The sequence below is a fragment of the Dactylosporangium sp. NPDC005572 genome, from assembly GCF_040605515.1.
GTDB lineage: Bacteria > Actinomycetota > Actinomycetes > Mycobacteriales > Micromonosporaceae > Dactylosporangium.
This window is the reverse complement of record NZ_JBEXCY010000008.1, coordinates 51,617-69,390: the sequence shown is the minus strand read 5'-3', so window position 1 is coordinate 69,390 and position 17,774 is coordinate 51,617. Positions and strand designations below refer to the sequence as shown.

The window sequence follows — 17,774 nt, the reverse complement described above, 5'->3', positions numbered from 1 at the left end:
GGACACAGTGATCGACCAGGGCAAACGCAACGTCCTCGGGGTCGAGGTCAGCGCCGTCGACTACGACGCCGCCGTCGAGAAGGTCATGAGCGCCGCCCGCGAGGGGCGGCCGCTCGCCGTCACGGCGCTCGCCGTCCACGGTGTGATGACCGGCGTCCAGGACAAGGCGCACAACGCGCGGCTCAACTCGTTCGATCTGGTGACGCCCGACGGCCAGCCGGTCCGGTGGGCGCTCAACGTGCTGCACAAGGCCGGGCTCGCCGACCGTGTCTACGGCCCCGAGCTGACCCTGCGCGTGCTGCGGGCCAGCGCCGAGGAGGGCGTGCCGGTCTACCTGTACGGCTCGACCCAGGAGACCCTCGACCGGCTGGTCGAGAAGCTGAACGAGCGCTTCCCCGGCCTGAAGGTCGCCGGCATGGAGGCGTCGAAGTTCCGCATGGCCGAGCCGGGTGAGCCGGAGCAGATCGCCGCCCGGATCAAGGAGTCCGGCGCGCGCGTGGTCATGGTGGGGCTGGGCTGCCCGCGCCAGGAGATCTTTGTGTACGGCATGCGGCACCTCGTCGACGCGCCCATGCTCGCCGTCGGCGCCGCGTTCGACTACCACGCCGGCGGTCTGAAGAACCCGCCGCCGTGGATGCAGAAGTACGCGCTGGAGTGGCTGTGGCGCCTCGGCCTGGAGCCCAAGCGGCTCTGGCGGCGCTACATTCTGCTCAACCCGAACTACCTGGCCCGGCTCGGCGCCCAGAAGGTCCGCCTCTGGCGGGCCGCCCCGCCGCCCCCGGCGACCGAGCCCCTGAAGACGTTCGCGGTGTAAGCGAGCGCCGTAAGAAAGCGGTGCAGCGAAACCGAAGGCCGGCCCCGGGAGGAGCCGGCCTTCACAGTCTCAGCGACCGGTGATCGCGTCCACCTTCGCGCCACGGCGCTTGAAGGTGCCCCGCTTCTCCAGCGCGCGCTCGGCCGGCAGCAGCATGAGGGCCAGCGGCGCCGCGATGTACCAGCGGTCGAGCATCACGTAGGCGACGATGTTCATGACGACGCCGAGTGTGTACAGACCGATCAGCCAGTCCACCCGCTTCTCACCGACGCCGCGCTTGTTGTAGGCGTCGAGCACGCCGAAGGCGCCGATGCTGAGGGCCAGGAGGCCGCCGCCGCTCACGAACGCAAAGACCAAATCGGACACGTCACTCACCCTTGCCTCCCCGTGACCAGCAGCAAACTCGACCTAAGCTAAACGGACATTTCAAGATCGACCATCAACTTTGCGACGCTCGGGGTAGGTCGAACGGTGCCACTGAACCAACCGTTCAGCCGATGTCACTAAGCCGTTCGGTCAACCAGGCCCGCGTCGCGTCGTCGCAGACGGCCCCGGCGATCCCGGCCTGGAACGCCTCCCGCGCGCCGAGACCAAGATCGGCAGCGATGCGATGCTCCTGAGCCAGATCGGTGTTGAACATCGCCGGGTCGTCGGTGTTCACCGTGCACGGCACCCCGGCGGCGATCAGCGCCGGCAGCGGATGTTCCGCGAGCGACGGCACCGATCGCGTCCGCACGTTGGACGTCGGGCACACGTCGAGAACCAGGCCACGGTCGACGATCTCCTGCAGTACACCTGAATCCTCGACCGCCCGGAAACCGTGACGCAGCCGGTCGGGATCCAGGCCGAGCATCTCCCGCACCGACTCGGCGCCGGCCGACTCCCCGGCGTGGGGCACCAGCGCGAGCCCACCGTCCCGGGCGATCTGGAACGCCTTCGCGTAGGGCAGCGCGGAGCTCGCCTTCTCGTTCCCACCCAGCCCGATCCCGACGATCCCCCGCTCCCGATACCGTGCGCTCCACCGCGCGACGTCCTCCGCCACGTCGACCGGCATCCCGCGATAGAGGTCCGGGGTCAGCCGCACCACGACACCGTGCCGCTCGCGGGCCTCGACGATGCCGTCGGTGTACCCCTCGTACAGGTCCTCCCACGGCACCCCGCGCTGCACCCGTTCGCCGGGGGAGAAGATCGCCTCCAGGTAGACCGCGCCGTGGCCCGCCGCCACCTCCGCGTAGTCGACCAGGATCTGCCGGAAGTCGTCTGCGGTGCGCAGGCAGTTGGTGGTCATGATCCACACCTGGACGAACTTGGCGAAGTCGGTGAACTGGTACAGCTCCTGCACGCCCTCGACCGTGTCGGCCGGCAGCGACTGCCCGTTGCGCCGGGCGATCTCCAGCAGGGTGGCTGGCGGCACGGCGCCCTCGAGGTGCACATGCAGCTCGATCTTCGGTGTCGTCATGGACCCAACGTAACGACGGGCCCCGGCCGCCGTCGCAGCGGTCCGGAGCCCGTCCGACCTCCCCAGGTCGAGTCCTCCCTGCTTTGTACAGGCTGCGGATCGACCTGTCGATAGACGGGCGGGGATGGCGTGAGCAGGCGCTACTTGAGCGGCGGGGCCCCTGGGAGCAGCTCAGTTTCGAGGATGGCCGGCCCGCTTCCGTTGGCACAGAGCGGACCGGCCGGTGCACAAGCGCGGCGAATCACCTCGCGAGGTCGAACTCCCCGTCCTTGGTGCCGTCGACGAAGGCCAGCCACTCCTCGGGAGTGAACAGCAGCACCGCCCCGGCCCGGTCCTTCGAGTCACGCAGGGCGACCGCCCCGCCGACGAATGCGACCTCGACGCAGTTGTCCGAGTACGGACCGCTGCGAGTGCTCTTGCGCCACGCAGCACCCTCAAGGCTCACGGTGAAGCCCTTGGCTTCGATTTCCACTACAGCTCCTTTGTCAGCTTCTCGATCATCGACACTGACTCGTCCGGACGGAGTGCGTTGGCGCGCAAGTAGTCAAAGATGAATCCGTAGCGCTGAAGCTCGTCGTCCTTCTCGAGGAAGAGACCGCCGGCGGCATTCGAGGCGAACACGAAATTCTGTCCGGCAGACTCGTCGTACAGCAACATCGTGAATGTCCCGTCCATCCCGGCATGGGCTCCGGCGGAGAAGGGCAGCACCTGAAGGGTCACGTTCGGCCAGGCCGCCGACTGGCTCAGATGTTCGAGCTGCCGGCGCATGACCGCCCTCCCACCGACCGGGCGGCGCAGCACAGCCTCGTCCAGCACCACCCAGAGATCGATCGGGTCATCCTGAGTGAGTAACGACTGTCTTCCCATCCGGACACGGACACGCTTCTCCACTTCTGTGGCGCTGATGTCGGGCCGGGCCGCGTGGATCATGGCCTGCGCGTACTCCTCGGTCTGCAGCAGGCCCGGGACCACGAGCGCCTCATAGGAACGGATGTGGTCGGCCGCGGCTTCCAGCCCGACGTAAGCGCCCGTCAGGACGTCGCCGTACAGCTGCCACCAGCCCTTCTGGCGGGCCTCCCGAGCGATCTTCAGCAGCTGGTCGGCGTACTCCGGATCGACGCCGTAGATGTCGAGCATGTCCCGCACGTCGCGCGGGGTGACGCCGGTCTGCCCCGTCTCGATCCGGGAGATCTTCGAGCCGGAGCACTCCAGGGTCTCCGCCACCTGATCGATGGTGACGTGCGCGGCCTCGCGGAGCCGGCGCAGTTCCATCCCGAGCTGCCGCCGCCGTAGCGTCGGGCTGCCTCGACGACTTGCCACGGTGTGACACCTCCGCGCCGGGATACGTACATACGTCGCGTATAGATCAGCGCAACATCCTCGAGCCGCGCAAGACGACTGTCGCACACATCCGGCGGGTCATACCCTCGGTGGAATTCTCGCGTTGCAAGTTGCATGAGCCGGGTTTCTGGGGCAACCTGTGCGTGTGGTTGAGGTAACTGAGTGTTCATCTGGCGGAGCACTCACCTCACGCGGACGCAGCGATAAACGATCGAACCCGATCGGCGGTCACGGCATCGGATGCCACCGGGCCGGACCGACCTTCCCCCGAACGGAAGACGGGAGTCCGACAGTGCTACCGAGGACAGGTGACGTGCTGCGCGTCACCAGGGCCGCGAGTGTCCAGTTCACGCAGCCGATGCTGTTTCGGGTGATCAGGGTGCACGACTGGCAGACGTACGACGGATGGGCGTGGCTGGACGGCTACCAGCTCAATCCCGCCGGCGACGCCGTCGAGCGCCGATCGATCTTCGTCCAACTCCAAGGTCTGCAGCCCGGATTCGTCGCGCGGGGGTCGCGCGTCCCGGCTGCCCGAGTCCCGTTGCCGGTGGGGTAGGTCCGCACCCCCCCGGTGACATCCGGGGTCAAAGGACGGGTCCCGTGGCTTGTCGAAGAGCCCGGGATCCGTCCTTTGATCGCGTTCACGAGGCCGGGGCCGCCGGCGAAGGCGACGGCGACCCGGTCGGCGCCATTGCCACGACCACGGTGACGGTGCCGCCGGTCAGGATCGTCTCCCCCGCGCCCGGCCGCGTCTCCAGCACCTCGCCCGGCGGCAGCGAGCTGTCGGGCCGCCGCTCCACGGCCACGTCCAGCCCGAGCGCCTGCAGCTTCACGGTCGCCTCGGCGAGCGAGTCGCCCCGCAGTCGCGGCACGGTGACCTCGGCCGGCGGCGCGGACGAGGTGGCGGGCGGGCTCGACGTCGGCGGAGCCGTGCTCGTCGTCTCCTGGGTCGGCGACGGTACCGCCGAGGTGGCCGCCGTCGGCACCGGCCCGGGCTCGACCGGCGCGTTCTCGCCGCTCTCCGTCGCGTGGTAGATGAGATAGAGGCCGACCGAGAGGGCGCCGAACAGCAGCAGCCCCACGATGCCGACGATCACCGGCGTGAACCACGACCGGCCCTGGTACGGATCCTCTTCCTCGACGTACTCCTGCGGGGTGGGCTGCCGGACGTTGGCGCGGGCCGTCCACCGCTCGGTGTCCGGGGTCGTCGGCTCCGGCGGCGCCGTCTCCCCTGGTGCCGGCCCTCCGGAGACCGGCTGGTAGGGCGCGGTCTCCGGCCCCGGCGGCTGATGCGGCTCGACCCAGCGCTCCTCCGTAGAGGCGCTCTCCTCCCACGGGTCGATCGGCGGCCGATACGGCTGGGTGGCGTCGTCCGGCCGGCCCTCCCGTCGGTCGTCGTCCGGGCTCTGCGGCATACCTCCAGTTCACCACCTTGTCCGGGATGTCCGCCTCTTCCCACTCATGCCCACCCCCGCAGCGCGGCTAACCCACCCTCGGTAGCGGCCCACGAACCCGCTGACGTTCCCACGACAAGGACTCGCCCGGGTGGACGGCTGGGCGTACGCTGCGCGGCATGGCGGCACGAAGCTGGGCTACCTCAATATTCACCGCGATCGGTGTCGCGGCGGGCGCGGGTGCCGCGCAGCTCGGTCTTGGCTATGGACTGGGCATCATCGCCTGGCAGCCGACCGGCGACAGCGCCACCGTCTGGATCAGCAGCCTGGGCTGGGTGGCCTGGCTCGCGGCCACGTCGACCGCGATCGGCGCCCTCTGCGCCGATCGGCTCGCGGCCGACGGAGCGCCCGTCCCGGCCAACCCGGACAGCGCCGCCGGTCAGGCGCTCACGATCGCCTGGCGGTTCGTGATCGCCCTCTCCGCTGCGGTCGGCTCGCTCATCATCGTGCCCCTGGTCGCCATCCCGGCCCGGGCACCGCGCCCCGACAACGCCGCGCCCTACTTCGCGGCGGGCGGCTACGCCGTCGCCGGCATCATCGTCGGCCTGGTCATCGCGATCGGCGCGCTCACCGCGCGGGCTATCGCGGCCAACGTCATCGCGACGTCGGCCTGGGTGTGGACGCTCGCCGTGGTGGCCGTCGCCGACGTCGTGCGGGTCGACGGCGAGACCGCGACCGCCGCCCAGCTCGGCACCTGGCAGTTCGCGGACGGCACCTGGATACGCGGGATGGTCAACCTGCCCGGAGCGCTGCTCATGCTGGCGGCGGCCCTGGTCATCGGCGGCCTGGCCGCCTGGCCGGCCGGCCGGCGCGGCGACAACCGGGTGGGCGTCGCCGTCGCCGGCGCCGCCGGGCCGCTGCTCGTCGCGGCCGCCTACTTCCTGGCCGCGCCGGCCCTGGGCAGCGAGCGCGACCAGCACCTCTCCGCGTTCTACATCGCGCCCTACGCGTTGATCGCCGGCCTGGCCGGCTCCGTGCTCGTCGCGGCGATCGGCCCGCGGGGGTCGCGGGCCGAGGCCCGGGCGACCCGCAAGGCCGCCGCCGCCAACCGTGACGCGCGCAACGCCGCCGAGATCTCCAACTGGACGTCCGCGCTGGCCGAGGCCGACGCCGCCGAGGCGCGCCGCCGCAAGGAGGCGGGCGAGGAGCTCGGCGACGACCCGTGGGCGAGCCCGAAGGACGACAAGGGCAAGAAGGAGCCGGTCACCGTCGGCGCGGGCGAGCTCGACTCGGCCACCGACCTGGAGTCCGACGCCTACGCGCCGTCCCGGGCCTATGGCAAGAGCAGCGAGAAGTCCGGCCGCACCTACACGTCGGAGTCGGCCAACCGGGCCTACGCCGAGGACACGGTCACCGAGGACGAGTCGCCGACCGTCCCGAGCCCGGCCACAACGTCCTCCGGCCACAAGCCGCCGGCGCCGCTGTGGCCCGAGCAGACCACCGACAGCGCCCCGGCGAAGCCGCCGGCGGGCCGGCCGAAGCGGGGCCGCGGCCGCCAGGGCGAGTAGCGCCGGGTCAGATCGGCCAGGTGTGCACGGGCTCGTTGGCGTGCAGGCCCTCGCTGTACCGCAGCAGCATCTGCCGCAACGCGGACGTCCGGTCGAGGTGGTGCCGGTCCTCGAGTGACCGCACCATCTCGGTCTGCCAGGCGGCGCCGTTGTGGCCGGTGCGACAGCGGCCCTCGATGACGCCGAGCAGGCGGTCGCGGATCGCCGGGAACACCCCGAAGCGGTCGAGGCCGGCCGACGCGAGCGGCAGCAGCTCGTCGAGCACCAGCTCGGGCGCGCTGACCTCGCCGAGCTCCGGCCACCAGAGCCGCGCGTCGAGGCCCTCCCGGGCGGCGGTGTGGAAGTTCTCCTCGGCCGCCGAGAAGGGCATCTGCGTCCAGATCGGGCGATCCTGCTGGACCAGCTCGCTGACCAGCCCGAAGTAGAAGGCGGCGTTCGCGACCTGGTCGACGACGGTCGGGCCGGCCGGGAGCACCCGGTTCTCGACCCGCAGGTGCGGCCGGCCGTTCATGATGTCGTAGACGGGGCGGTTCCAGCGGTAGATCGTGCCGTTGTGCAGCCGCAGCTCGCCGAGGCGCGGCACGCCGCCGGCCTCCAGCACGGCCACCGGGTCCTCGTCGTCGGTGATCGGCAGCAGCGGCGGGAAGTAGCGCACGTTCTCCTCGAACAGGTCGAAGATCGACGTGATCCAGCGCTCGCCGAACCAGACCCGGGGCCGCACGCCCTGCGCCTTGAGCTCCTCGGGCCGGGTGTCGGTGGCCTGCTCGAACAGCGCGATGCGGGTCTCCGCCCAGAGCCGGCGCCCGAAGAGGTACGGCGAGTTCGCCCCGACCGCGACCTGCACGCCGGCGATCGCCTGGGAGGCGTTCCAGTGCAGCGCGAAGTCCTCGGGCGCGACCTGGAGGTGGAACTGCACGCTCGTGCACGCCGACTCCGCCGCGATCGAGTCGGACTGCGCCTCCAGGCGCTCCTGGCCGCGGATGTCGAGCGTGATGTACTCGCCGCGGGCGTTGATGATCTGCTCGTTGAGCAGCCGGTAGCGGGAATCGTTCGACAGGTTGGCCAGCACCGCGTGCTCCTGCCGCAGCGTGGGCAGGATGCCGATCAGCACCAGCTGGGCGTCGGACTTGCGGGCCCGCTCGTCGGCGTGGACGAGGCTGGCCAGCACCTCCCGCTCGTAGACGTCGAGCCCGTCGCCCTCGATGACCCGCGGCGCGACGTTGATCTCCAGGTTGAACTGGCCCAGCTCGGTCTGGAACGACGGGTCGGCGAGGTCGGCGAGGACCTCGGCGTTGCGCATGGCGGGCTGCGCGTCGGGATCGATGAGGTTCAACTCGATCTCCAGCCCGGTCATCGGGCGGTCGGAGTCGAACCGGAAGTCGTTGAGCATGAGGGCGAAGACGTCGAGACAACGCCGGACCTTGTGGCGGTATCTGGCGCGGTCCTCACGCGAGAAAACGCCCCGTGTGACGTCCTGGCCCATGCTGTCCCCAACCCCTGGCCTTGCTTGGACCCTCCACGTTAGGAGTGGCCCGGGTGTACCGCTAGGGACAAAACGGACACCAATGCAGCCGAGGGTGAGCGGGACCTTGCAGAGGGTGGGAGATTTCGCCCACCCTCTGCATGACCGCTAAAACCGGAAATTACGCCTGACGGATCGCTTCGGCGCCGATTTCGATCTTCACCTTCTTGCCCACGAGGACGCCGCCGGTCTCCAGCGCCTGGTTCCAGGTGATGCCGAACTCCTCGCGGTCGATCTCGGTCGTGGCGCTGAAGCCGATGACCTCCTGGCCCCACGGGCTCTTCGCGTGGCCCTCGAACTCGACGTCGAGCTCGACCTGGCGGGTCACGTCGCGGATCGTCAGGTCGCCGACGAGCTTGAACTCGTTGCCGGACAGGCCGATGACGCGGGTGCTCTTGAACGTGAGCGCCGGCCACTGCTCGACGTGCAGGAAGTCGGGGCTGCGCAGGTGGCCGTCGCGGTCCGCGACGCCGGTGTCGATGCTGGCGGCGTCGATGGTGACGTCGACGTGCGACTGCAGCGGGTCCTCCGCGATCACGACGGTGCCGGTGGCCTTGCTGAAGCCGCCGCGGACCTTGCTGACCATCATGTGGCGGGCGACGAAGCCGACGCGCGTGTGCGCCGGGTCGACCTCGAACTTGCCCGGGGTCGGGATGGTGAGCCCGTTGTACTCGCGGGTGTTGGCGGGAGCGGTCATGATGAGTCCCTCCGATGTGCGGTTCCCAAGAAGGTTGTCGCCGCAAATATACGCTCAGCAGAGTCTCGTTTGTCAAGCGCTTGGTGATAGACTTTCGTCGTGAGCAACGACCTGCTGGACGACGGCCGGATCACGGCCATGGGCCTGTTCGTGGAGGCCTTCACCGGGCTCAACGCGCGGCTCAACATCCAGTTGGCCGAGCACGGGCTCGGCAACGTCGACTTCGAAGTGCTGGTCCGGCTGTCCCGCTCGCCCGGCGGCGAGCTGCGGATGACCGACCTGGCGGCGCAGACCGGCCTGTCGACGAGCGGCGTCACGCGGGTCGTCGACCGCCTGGAGCGCGACGGCCTGGCGACGCGCCGGGCCTGCCCGACCGACCGCCGCGGCTCGTTCACGGTCGTGACCCCGGCCGGCGTGGCCAAGATGCATGAGGTCCTCCCGGGCCACGTCGCGCTCATCGAGGAGTGGTTCACCGGCCGGCTGACCGCGGAGGCGCTCGACAACCTCCTGACCAGCCTGCGCACCATCCGTGACGCGGTGCGCCCGGGCGCCACGTCGGGCATTCAGCCCGCCGCCGCCTGAACCCCGCCCCGCCTGAAGCGCAACCGGCAGGACCACCGGCAGCTTCGGCGATCATCGATTCACATTTCCGGCATGTACCACTATATCGCCCACGACCCTCGGATATGGTCCTGCGCCGGGGAGGCACCGCAGTACCCCTCGGGGTCAGGCACGGGCGAGGCAAGGTGGGACGGCGCGTTCGCATCGCCCCGGGGGGCCTTCGTCCGTGCCCTTTCCTGCCTTAGGGCCTAGTGGCCGAGCAGGCGGTGCTCGCGGGGCAGCAGCTCCAACCCGCCGCGCGACCGCAGGCCGTCCAGCTCCTCCAGCGCGCGGGCCCGCACCGGCGGCTCCGCGCAGGCGGCCAGCCCGACCAGGGCCTCCAGCACGTCGCGGACGTCGTCGCGGCCGGCCAGCAGGTTCGCCGCGGACTCGAAGTACCGGGCGGCGGCGGTACGGTCGCCGCGTCCCATCGCCAGATAGGCACTGATCAGCTCGGTCATGCCGGTGTTGCCCGGCACCTCGGCCAGCTCCACGAGCACGGCCGCCGCGTCGGCCGGTTGGCCCGCCTCGGCGAGCGCCAGCCCCAGCGTGCCCAGCGCCCGGATCCGGTGCGGCGGGTCGCCGATCTCGGCGATCGTGGCCGCGACCCGCCGGCCCAGCTCGACCGCCTCCTCGAACCGCCCGTCCAGCCGCGCCACCTCGGCGAGGTTCGCCTGGGTCAGCGCCCGGATGCGCGCGTCGCCGGCCTCGGCCGCCCGCCGGCCGGCCGCGGTGAGCCGCCGGGACGCCGTCGCCAGGTCGCCCGTGCGGATGTCGTGCCACGCGAGGTTGTTCTGCGCGACCGCGATCTCCCGGACCCGTCCGGTGCGGATCGCCAGCCCGAGCATCGCCTCGCAGTGCCGCCGGGCCTCGTCGGTGCCGCCGAGCGCGTGCCAGATGCCGGCCAGCAGCGCGCGGGCGGTCAGCTCGGTGTTCGTGTCGCCGTGCGCGACCACGACCTCGAGCGCGGCCTCGGTCGGCCACAGCTCGGCCACGCCGCGGCCGTGCGCGGTGGCCAGCATCGCCGCGCCGACCTGGGCGATCGCCCGGACCAGCGGATCGCAGTCCCGGGTGCGCCGGTTGTCGAGCAGCCGCCGCAGCAGGTGGTGCGCCTCGACGTCCCGCCCGCGCAGCCGGCACCAGCGGGGAATGGCACCGGCCAGGCGGAGCGCGACCTCGGGCTCACGGACGGAGGTGTACCGCAGCGCCGTGCGAATGTCGCTGTTGAGGTAGTCGAGCCGCGACACCGCGGCGGCGCTGCCCGGCCCGACGAGGTCGGCCGAGACGCGGACCGCGACCCGGGTGATGACCTCGGCGTGCCGCAGGCGCGCGGCGCGCATCTCCCCGACGTTCGCGCTCTGCTCGGCGGCGAAGTCCATGACCACGTCGAGCAGCCGGAACCGCAGGTCGCCCGGCCCGCGGACGCTGACCAGCCCGAGCCCGACCAGCCGGTCCAGGATCGCCTCGACGTCGACCTCGGTCTCGAGCAGCGCCTCGGCCAGCTCGACCGACCACCGGCCACGGAACGTCGAGAGCCGCCGCAGCGCCGCCTGTTCCCGCTCGTCGAGCAGGTGGTAGCTGGCCGCGACCGCGTCGCGGAGCCGCTGGCCGGCGGGTTCGGTGGCGGCGAGGTCCAGGACCCGGTTCCCGTACCGCGACAGGAGCTCGGGCAGCTCCAGCACCCGCCCGCGGGCGGCGGCGAGCTCGATCGCCAGCGGCAGCCCGTCGAGCCGGCGCACCAGCTCGGCGACGGCGCCCAGCTCACCGTCGGCCACCGGCTCGCGCCGCACCTGGCGCAGCCGGTCGAGGAACAGCGCGACGGCCGGCACCCGCCGCAGCGCGGGCGGCGACAGCCCGGGCGGCGGCAGGGCGAGCGGCTCGACCCGCCAGTCGACGACGCCGGGCAGCGCCCCAGCCAGCGGCTGCCGGGTGGTCGCGAGGATCCGCACCGACGGCACGCGCGAGCGCAGCCAGTTCAGCGCATCGACGGCGGCGCGGGGCGAGCGGTCGACGCCGTCCACCACGAGCAGGGCGGGGCGGCTCGCGTACCGCTCGACCAGCTCCTCGGCCCGGGCCACCCCGAACACGGCGGCGACGGCGGCGAAGATGTCGGTCGGCTGCGAGATGTCCGTGACGGTGACCGAGACGGCGGTCGCGCCGGTCGCCGCGACCCGGTGCGCGACCGCGTGCGCCAGCCCGGTCTTGCCGACGCCGGCCAGCCCGACGAGGGCGATGAGCTCGGCCCCGTACGGCCCGCCGAGCAGCGTGAGCAGTTCCTCGACGTCGGCGTCCCGGCCGGTCAGCGGCGGGTGGGTGGGCAGCGGCAGCGTGGACGCCGGCCGCGCCCGCTGGGCCGGCAGGCGGACCTCCGGCGCGTCCGGCCGCGCCGCGCTCGCGCTTGCGCTCGCCAGGAAGTCGTCGCGCTCCAACCCGGTCAGCAGCAGCGCCTCGGCCAGCAGCGACACGGTGTTGCGCTGCGGCCGGGCGACCCGGCCGCGCTCCAGCTCGCGCAGCGTGCGCACGCCGAGGCCGGCCCGGCTGGCCAGCTCCTCCTGGGTCAGACCCCGCGCCAGGCGACGGGCCCGCAAGGTCGCGGCGAACCCGGCCCCGGCGTTGCGCGGATCATGGTCCGGACCTGGAGACATGTTGAGGAAGGGTACTTCCGGAGCGTCCCGCGAAGAAGCCAGGCGTCAGAACTACGACGCTGGTCTATACCCGCACGACTTCCCGCCGGCGCTGCAGGAACTTCGGCGCCCACCAGTTCCATTCGTCCAGCATCGTCATGAGCGCCGGCAGCAGCAGACCACGCACGACGGTCACGTCGATGAGCACCGCCACCGTCATGCCGACGCCGATCTCCTTCACCGCGACCAGGCCGCCGAAGGTGAAGCCGAGGAACACGATCCCGATGCAGATCGCGGCGGCGGTGACGACCGGACCGGACCGCGTGATGCCCCGCAGGACGGCGCGGTTGGTGTCCGGCCGCTGGTCGTACTCCTCCTTGATCCGGGCGAGGAGGAACACCTCGTAGTCCATGGAGAGCCCGAAGATGAACACGAACAGCAGCACCGGTGTGGTCAGGTCGACGCCACCCCAGGAGTCGAAGAAGAGCGGCAGCTGCCCCCAGCCCCACTGGAACACCACCACCAGCACGCCCAGCGTGGCGAGCAGGGTCAGCAGGTTCATCAGCACGGCTTTGAGCGGGATGACCACGGATCCCGTGAGCGCGAAGAGCACCACGACGGTCACGAGCAGGATGATGAGCGCGGCCAAGGGCAGGCGGCCGGCCAGCGACTGGCGATAGTCGACCACTTCGGCGGCGGGTCCGGTGACGTACTTCGGGAACGGCGTCGCCAGCGCGCGCACCTTGCGGACCAGGTCGTACGACTCCGCCCCGCCGACCTCGCCCTTCGGCGTCAGGTCGAGCACCGTCCAGCCCTTGGGGACGTCGCGGCGCACCTCCAGCCGGAAGAGGTCCTGCTGGAGCTGGTTGATCTGGTTCATGAACATCCGCACGTCGGCGCGCTCCGGCCCGGCCTCGACCAGCACCACGACGTCGTCGGGATGGTTGTTGTTGAACTTCGTCTGCAGCGCGTCGTAGGCCTGCCGCGCCTCGTTGCTGTGCGGCAGCGCCCGCGCGTCGGAGTTGGCGAAGTTGGCGCCGAGCAGCGGCGCCGCCAGCACGAGCAGCCCGGCGATCACGGCGAGCGCGACCGGCCCGGGCTTCTCCTGCGCCTTCGTCGCGAGCCGGGCGAGCAGGTTACGCTTCGGCTCGGCGGACGCCTTGATCCGGTGCTTGGCCAGCGAAAGCAGCGCAGGTACCAGCGTGAGCGCGGCCAGCGTCGCCAGCACTACGACCGCCGCACCGCCCAGCGCGACCGCGGCGAGCAGCGGCTCGGCGAACACGGCCAGCCCGCCGAGCGTCAGCGCCACCGCGAGCCCCGAGATGGCCACCGCCCGCCCGGACCGCTCGACGGCGACGACGAGCGCGTCGTCCGGCTCGTGCGTGCGCCGCTCCTCCCGGAACCGCGCGACGATCAGGAGCGAGTAGTCGACGGCGAGCCCGATCCCGAGCAGCGTGACGACGTTGAGCGAGTACTCGCTGACCTTGGTCACGTAGCTCAGCCCGAGCAGGAGCAGCAGCGACCCGGTCACACCGGCGACGGCCACCGCGAGCGGCAGGCTGGCCGCAACCACCCCGCCGAAGATCAGCACGAGCGCAACGAGGAGCGCCAGGAAGGCCACACTCTCCCCGATCGCAAGGTCGTCGACGGACTGCTCGGCGAACGCCCGCTCGGCGATCTTGTCCCCGCCGACCACCACGCTGGGCGCCTCGATCATCTCGAGCCGGTCCCGCACCCGGTCCTCGAGCGCCTCCCGGTCGGCGTCGCCGAGCCGGGGGTCGAGCTCGACCCGCACGGTGGTGCTCATGTTGTCCGCGCCGATCTGCCCGCCCTGCCCGGTGTAGAGGTCGTTGACCTCCTTGACGCCGGTCATGGCCCGGATCTCGTTGGCGGCCTTGCTCACGCTGGCGTTGAGCCCACCGTCGTAGACGTCGCGCCCTTCGATGACGGCGATGACGAGGGACCCCTGCGGCGCGATCCGGTCGACGGTGTCCTGGGCCACGGCCGACTCACTGTCGGCCCGGTTCGTGGTGGTCGTGGCCAGCCGGTCGAACAACCCGGCACCGAACACGGCCCCGCAGACCACAACGACGAGCCACACCCCGATGACCGGCCACCGAAACCGATCAACGAGGCCGCCCAGTTTCGCGAACATCGGAGTATGCAAGCATGCCTCGCGTCCGCGCCAACATCCCCCGGACCGCCACGGAGAACTGTCAGATTCTCGCCGCCGAGCGCCGCCACGGGGCGTCCATCGCCACTCCTGAACGCTTCGGCGTCGCTACCAAACCACCGCCCGCTCGCCGCCCCCGCTCGCCGGCCCCGCTCGCCGCCCCCGCTCGCCGCCCTCCCCGCGTGTCACCCTTCCCGCTCAGCGCCAACCCCCGCCTCTACCCTGGCGCGATCTTGGAGTTGTGGTCCCGGGTAAGTCCGAAATAGCGACATAAAGCCGGGACCATAACTCCAAGATCGCGACGGGATGGGTTGGCAACAGTGGCGGCGGCGGGACAACGGGGCGGCGGCCGCACCTCCGACTCCCCGGCCGGCAGGACGGACAGCTCACCGTCACCGGCGGACGGGGCGGCGGAGGACCGGGCGGCGAGGCGGTCAGATGGGGCGGCGGAGGACGGGGCGGCGAGGCGGTCGGATGGGCAGAGCGGCGGGCGGCCGTAGCGGAGGCGAGGGCCGCGGCTGGCGGGCGTGCGTGCGTGCGGCGACTGGCGGGTGGCGGTGACAGGGCGGGTGGCAGTGACAGGGCGGGTGGCAGTGACAGGGCAGGTGGCAGTGACAGGGCAGGTGGCAGTGACAGGGCAGGAACGTGGGCTACAGGCCCAGGGAGCGGGAGATGATCATGCGTTGGACCTCCGACGTGCCCTCGCCGATCTCCAGGATCTTGGCGTCGCGCCACATGCGGGCCACCGGGGTTTCGTTCATGAAGCCGTAGCCGCCGTGGACCTGGGTGGCCTCGCGGGCGTTGACCACGGCCGCGTCGCTCGCCTGGAGTTTCGCGATCGCCGCCTGGCGCTTGAAGTCGCGGCCGTTGATCATGCGGCTTGCCGCGTCCAGGTAGGCCAGGCGGGCTGTGTGCGCCCGCGCCTCCATGTCCGCGATCTTGAACTGGACCGCCTGGTAGTCGCCGATCGGGCGGCCGAAGGCGTGGCGCTGCTTGGCGTAGGTCACCGACTCGTCCACGCAGCCCTGCGCCAGGCCGACGCCCAGCGCGGCGAACGCCACCCGGCCCTCGTCCAGGATGCGCAGGAACTGAGCGTAACCTCGGCCGCGCTCGCCCAGCAGGTTGGCCGCGGGCACGCGGACGTTGTCGAAGTTCAGCTCGTGGGTGTCGGAGGCGCACCAGCCGACCTTCGAGTACCCGGGCTGGACCGTGAAGCCCGGGGTCCCGCTGGGGACGATGATGGCCGACAGCTCCTTCGACCCGTCCGGGTTCACGCCGGTGATCGCCGTGACCGTCACCAGGGCGGTGATGTCGGTGCCGGAGTTGGTGATGAAGGCCTTCGAGCCGTTGATCACCCACTCGCCGGTCTCCTCGTCGAGCACCGCGCGGGTGCGGGTGCCGCCCGCGTCGGAGCCGGCGCCCGGCTCGGTCAGGCCGAACGCTGCCAGCGCCTCGCCCGAGGTGAGCTTGGGCAGCCAGTGCTGGCGCTGCTCCGCGGTGCCGTACCGGAAGATCGGCATCGCACCGAGCGAGATGCCCGCTTCGAGGGTGACCGCGATGGACGAGTCGACCCGGGCGAGCTCCTCCAGCGCGACGCACAGGGCGAGGTAGTCGCCGCCCATCCCGCCGTACTCCTCGGGGAAGGGCAGCCCGAACAGCCCCATCTTGCCCATCTGGCGTACCAGGTCGTACGGGAAGGCGTGGCGCTCGTAGTAGTCGCCGATGACGGGCGCCACGACGTCGTGGGCGAACTCCCGGACGCTCGCGCGGAGCGCTTCCAGGTCCTCGCCGAGAGAGAAGTCGACCATGACAGTTCCTCCGGACGAATAAATCGGGTCCAGAGCCGATAGGCCCCGACCGAATTCAGCTAGCAAGTCGGGTCCAGAGCCGATAGGCCCCGACCGAATTCAGCTAGACGGGTGTCACGCCGTGTCGGCGGCGGGAGAAGGTGCGGTCCTTGTACCGCGCGGCGGCGTACCGGCGGACCAGCTCTCCGCGCAGCGCGGCCGGCTCGACGACCGTGTCGACGACGAGCTCGCTGGCCAGCCGCATGATGTCGATGTCCTGCTCGTACTCGGCGCGCTTCTGCGCGACGAAGGCGGCCCGGGCCTCGTCGTCCTCGAGCGCGGCGATCTTGTTGGCGTAGACGGCGTTGACCGCGGCCTCGGCGCCCATCACCGCGATCTTGGCCGTGGGCAGCGCGATCGTGGCGTCGGGCTCGAAGCCGGGGCCGGCCATCGCGTACAGGCCGGCGCCGTAGGCCTTGCGCACCACGACGCAGATCTTCGGCACGGTGGCCTCGGAGATCGCTGTGATCATCTTGGCGCCGTGGCGGATGATGCCCTGCTTCTCCACGGCCGAGCCGACCATGAAGCCGGGCACGTCGGCGAGGAACAGCAGGGGCACGTTGAACGCGTCGCACAGCTGCACGAAGCGGGTGGCCTTGTCGGCCGAGTCGACGAAGAGCACGCCGCCCTTGAACATCGAGTTGTTGGCGACGACGCCGACCGTGCGGCCGTCCAGCCGGCCGAAGCCGACCGTCAGCTCGCGGGCCCACAGGGCCTGGATCTCGAAGTACGAGTCCTCGTCCAGCAGGCCCTTGACGAACTTGCGCATGTCGAAGGCCTGGCGCTCGCTCACCGGGATGTCCGGCACGCCGGTCGCCGGGCGCGCGTCGGTCACCGGCGGCTCGAGCTCATAGGACGACGGGAGGAACGAGAGGTACTGCCGAATCGTCTCGATGGCAGCGGCCTCGTCCTTGCAGAGGAAGTGACCGACGCCCGACTCGGCGCAGTGCACCCGGGCCCCGCCCATGGCCTCGAGCGTCGTCTTCTCGCCGGTGACCATCTCGACCATGCGGTCGGAGCCGAGGTACATCGAGGCGTTGCCCTCGACCATGGCGACGACGTCACAGAAGGCGGGGATGTAGGCGCCGCCGGCGGCGGACGGGCCGAACAGGGCGCAGGCCTGCGGGATGCTGCCGCTGGCGCGCACCTGCGTGTGGAAGATCCGCCCGGCGCCCCGCCGCCCGGGGAACAGGTCGACCTGGTCGGTGATGCGCGCGCCGGCGGAGTCCACGAGGTACACCATCGGCACCCGCTCCGAATAGGCGCGTTCGATGATGCGGATGATCTTCTCGACGGTCCGCGCACCCCACGAGCCGGCCTTGACGGTGGAGTCGTTGGCCATGAGGCAGATGGGCCGCCCGTCGACCGTGGCCGAGCCGGTCACCACCCCGTCGGCCGGCAGGCCGTCGGCCAGCGCGTTGGCGTAAAGGCCGTCCTCGACGAAGGAGCCCTCGTCGACCAGCATCGCGACCCGCTCGCGGGCGAACAGCTTGCCGCGTGCGGCGTTGGCCGCGTGGTATTTCTCCGCGCCCCCGGCCTCGATCCGTTTGCGCGTCTGGTTGAGGGCATCACCCTCCATAGCGCGACCTCCGCGTCGGTGTCCTGAACGATCGTTCATGCCTAACGATCGTTCAGGTTAGCTGACGCGGAGGTGAAGCTCCAACAGGAACCTTCCGGTGGGTCACCCCGGGGACGGGTCGTCTCTGCGGATCAGAGGGATCCCGGTGCCGAAATG

15 protein-coding genes are annotated in these 17,774 nt (G+C 71.1%); 4 read left to right on the top strand and 11 right to left on the bottom strand.

Translation table 11 applies throughout. The features are described 5' to 3' along the window. Positions 1–10 precede the first annotated feature (10 nt). Positions 11–814 (top strand): WecB/TagA/CpsF family glycosyltransferase, encoded by an 804-nt coding sequence (locus tag ABZS66_RS06460; protein ID WP_354755867.1) that lies wholly within the window; start codon positions 11–13, stop codon positions 812–814. 69 nt (positions 815–883) lie between these two features. Here the strand turns inward: ABZS66_RS06460 and ABZS66_RS06455 are convergent, their stop codons facing one another. The 4 genes from ABZS66_RS06455 to ABZS66_RS06440 all read right to left on the bottom strand — a co-directional run bounded on the left by ABZS66_RS06455 (position 884) and on the right by ABZS66_RS06440 (position 3,593). Then, positions 884–1,180, bottom strand: coding sequence for a hypothetical protein (locus ABZS66_RS06455; RefSeq protein ID WP_354755754.1), 297 nt, complete (start codon positions 1,178–1,180; stop codon positions 884–886). Between the two features lie 124 nt (positions 1,181–1,304). Further along, positions 1,305–2,273, bottom strand: a complete 969-nt coding sequence (gene add / locus ABZS66_RS06450; RefSeq protein WP_354755752.1) for an adenosine deaminase — start codon at positions 2,271–2,273, stop codon at positions 1,305–1,307. Between the two features lie 241 nt (positions 2,274–2,514). Beyond that, on the bottom strand, positions 2,515–2,745 hold the full coding sequence (locus ABZS66_RS06445) for a DUF397 domain-containing protein (RefSeq protein WP_354755751.1): 231 nt from the start codon (positions 2,743–2,745) through the stop codon (positions 2,515–2,517). After that, positions 2,745–3,593: a helix-turn-helix transcriptional regulator gene (locus ABZS66_RS06440; RefSeq protein ID WP_354755749.1), complete on the bottom strand. Its 849-nt coding sequence runs from the start codon at positions 3,591–3,593 to the stop codon at positions 2,745–2,747. Before ABZS66_RS06440 ends, ABZS66_RS06445 begins: the two co-directional genes overlap by 1 nt. A 313-nt stretch (positions 3,594–3,906) precedes the next feature. On the opposite strand from ABZS66_RS06440, the gene ABZS66_RS06435 reads away from it, so the two are divergent. After that, positions 3,907–4,170: a hypothetical protein gene (locus ABZS66_RS06435; RefSeq protein WP_354755747.1), complete on the top strand. Its 264-nt coding sequence runs from the start codon at positions 3,907–3,909 to the stop codon at positions 4,168–4,170. An 85-nt stretch (positions 4,171–4,255) separates the two neighbouring features. On the opposite strand, the gene ABZS66_RS06430 is transcribed toward ABZS66_RS06435, so the two are convergent. Continuing rightward, the gene (locus tag ABZS66_RS06430; protein ID WP_354755745.1) at positions 4,256–5,029 is read right to left on the bottom strand and encodes a PASTA domain-containing protein; all 774 of its coding nucleotides are present in this window, start codon (positions 5,027–5,029) and stop codon (positions 4,256–4,258) included. A 158-nt stretch (positions 5,030–5,187) separates the two neighbouring features. Here ABZS66_RS06430 and ABZS66_RS06425 point away from each other — a divergent pair, with 158 nt between their 5' ends. Further along, a complete protein-coding gene (locus tag ABZS66_RS06425; RefSeq protein WP_354755743.1) occupies positions 5,188–6,576 on the top strand; it encodes a hypothetical protein in 1,389 nt (462 codons plus the stop codon). A 7-nt stretch (positions 6,577–6,583) separates the two neighbouring features. On the opposite strand, the gene ABZS66_RS06420 is transcribed toward ABZS66_RS06425, so the two are convergent. Continuing rightward, positions 6,584–8,059 carry a glutamate--cysteine ligase gene (locus tag ABZS66_RS06420; protein ID WP_354755741.1) on the bottom strand — a complete coding sequence of 492 codons (1,476 nt, stop codon included), beginning with the start codon at positions 8,057–8,059 and terminating at the stop codon, positions 6,584–6,586. A gap of 160 nt (positions 8,060–8,219) precedes the next feature. Beyond that, the gene (locus ABZS66_RS06415) at positions 8,220–8,795 is read right to left on the bottom strand and encodes a YceI family protein (RefSeq protein ID WP_354755739.1); all 576 of its coding nucleotides are present in this window, start codon (positions 8,793–8,795) and stop codon (positions 8,220–8,222) included. 99 nt (positions 8,796–8,894) lie between these two features. Between ABZS66_RS06415 and ABZS66_RS06410 the strand changes: the two genes are divergently transcribed. After that, positions 8,895–9,377, top strand: a complete 483-nt coding sequence (locus ABZS66_RS06410) for a MarR family winged helix-turn-helix transcriptional regulator (protein WP_354755738.1) — start codon at positions 8,895–8,897, stop codon at positions 9,375–9,377. A gap of 227 nt (positions 9,378–9,604) precedes the next feature. Here the strand turns inward: ABZS66_RS06410 and ABZS66_RS06405 are convergent, their stop codons facing one another. The 4 genes from ABZS66_RS06405 to ABZS66_RS06390 form a co-directional block, all read right to left on the bottom strand. Further along, positions 9,605–12,040: a tetratricopeptide repeat protein gene (locus tag ABZS66_RS06405; protein WP_354755736.1), complete on the bottom strand. Its 2,436-nt coding sequence runs from the start codon at positions 12,038–12,040 to the stop codon at positions 9,605–9,607. Between the two features lie 64 nt (positions 12,041–12,104). Further along, positions 12,105–14,174, bottom strand: coding sequence for an MMPL family transporter (locus tag ABZS66_RS06400; protein WP_354755734.1), 2,070 nt, complete (start codon positions 14,172–14,174; stop codon positions 12,105–12,107). A gap of 668 nt (positions 14,175–14,842) precedes the next feature. Continuing rightward, positions 14,843–16,000, bottom strand: coding sequence for an acyl-CoA dehydrogenase family protein (locus tag ABZS66_RS06395; RefSeq protein ID WP_354755732.1), 1,158 nt, complete (start codon positions 15,998–16,000; stop codon positions 14,843–14,845). 103 nt (positions 16,001–16,103) lie between these two features. Then, on the bottom strand, positions 16,104–17,618 hold the full coding sequence (locus ABZS66_RS06390; RefSeq protein WP_354755730.1) for an acyl-CoA carboxylase subunit beta: 1,515 nt from the start codon (positions 17,616–17,618) through the stop codon (positions 16,104–16,106). Positions 17,619–17,774: the final 156 nt, after the last annotated feature.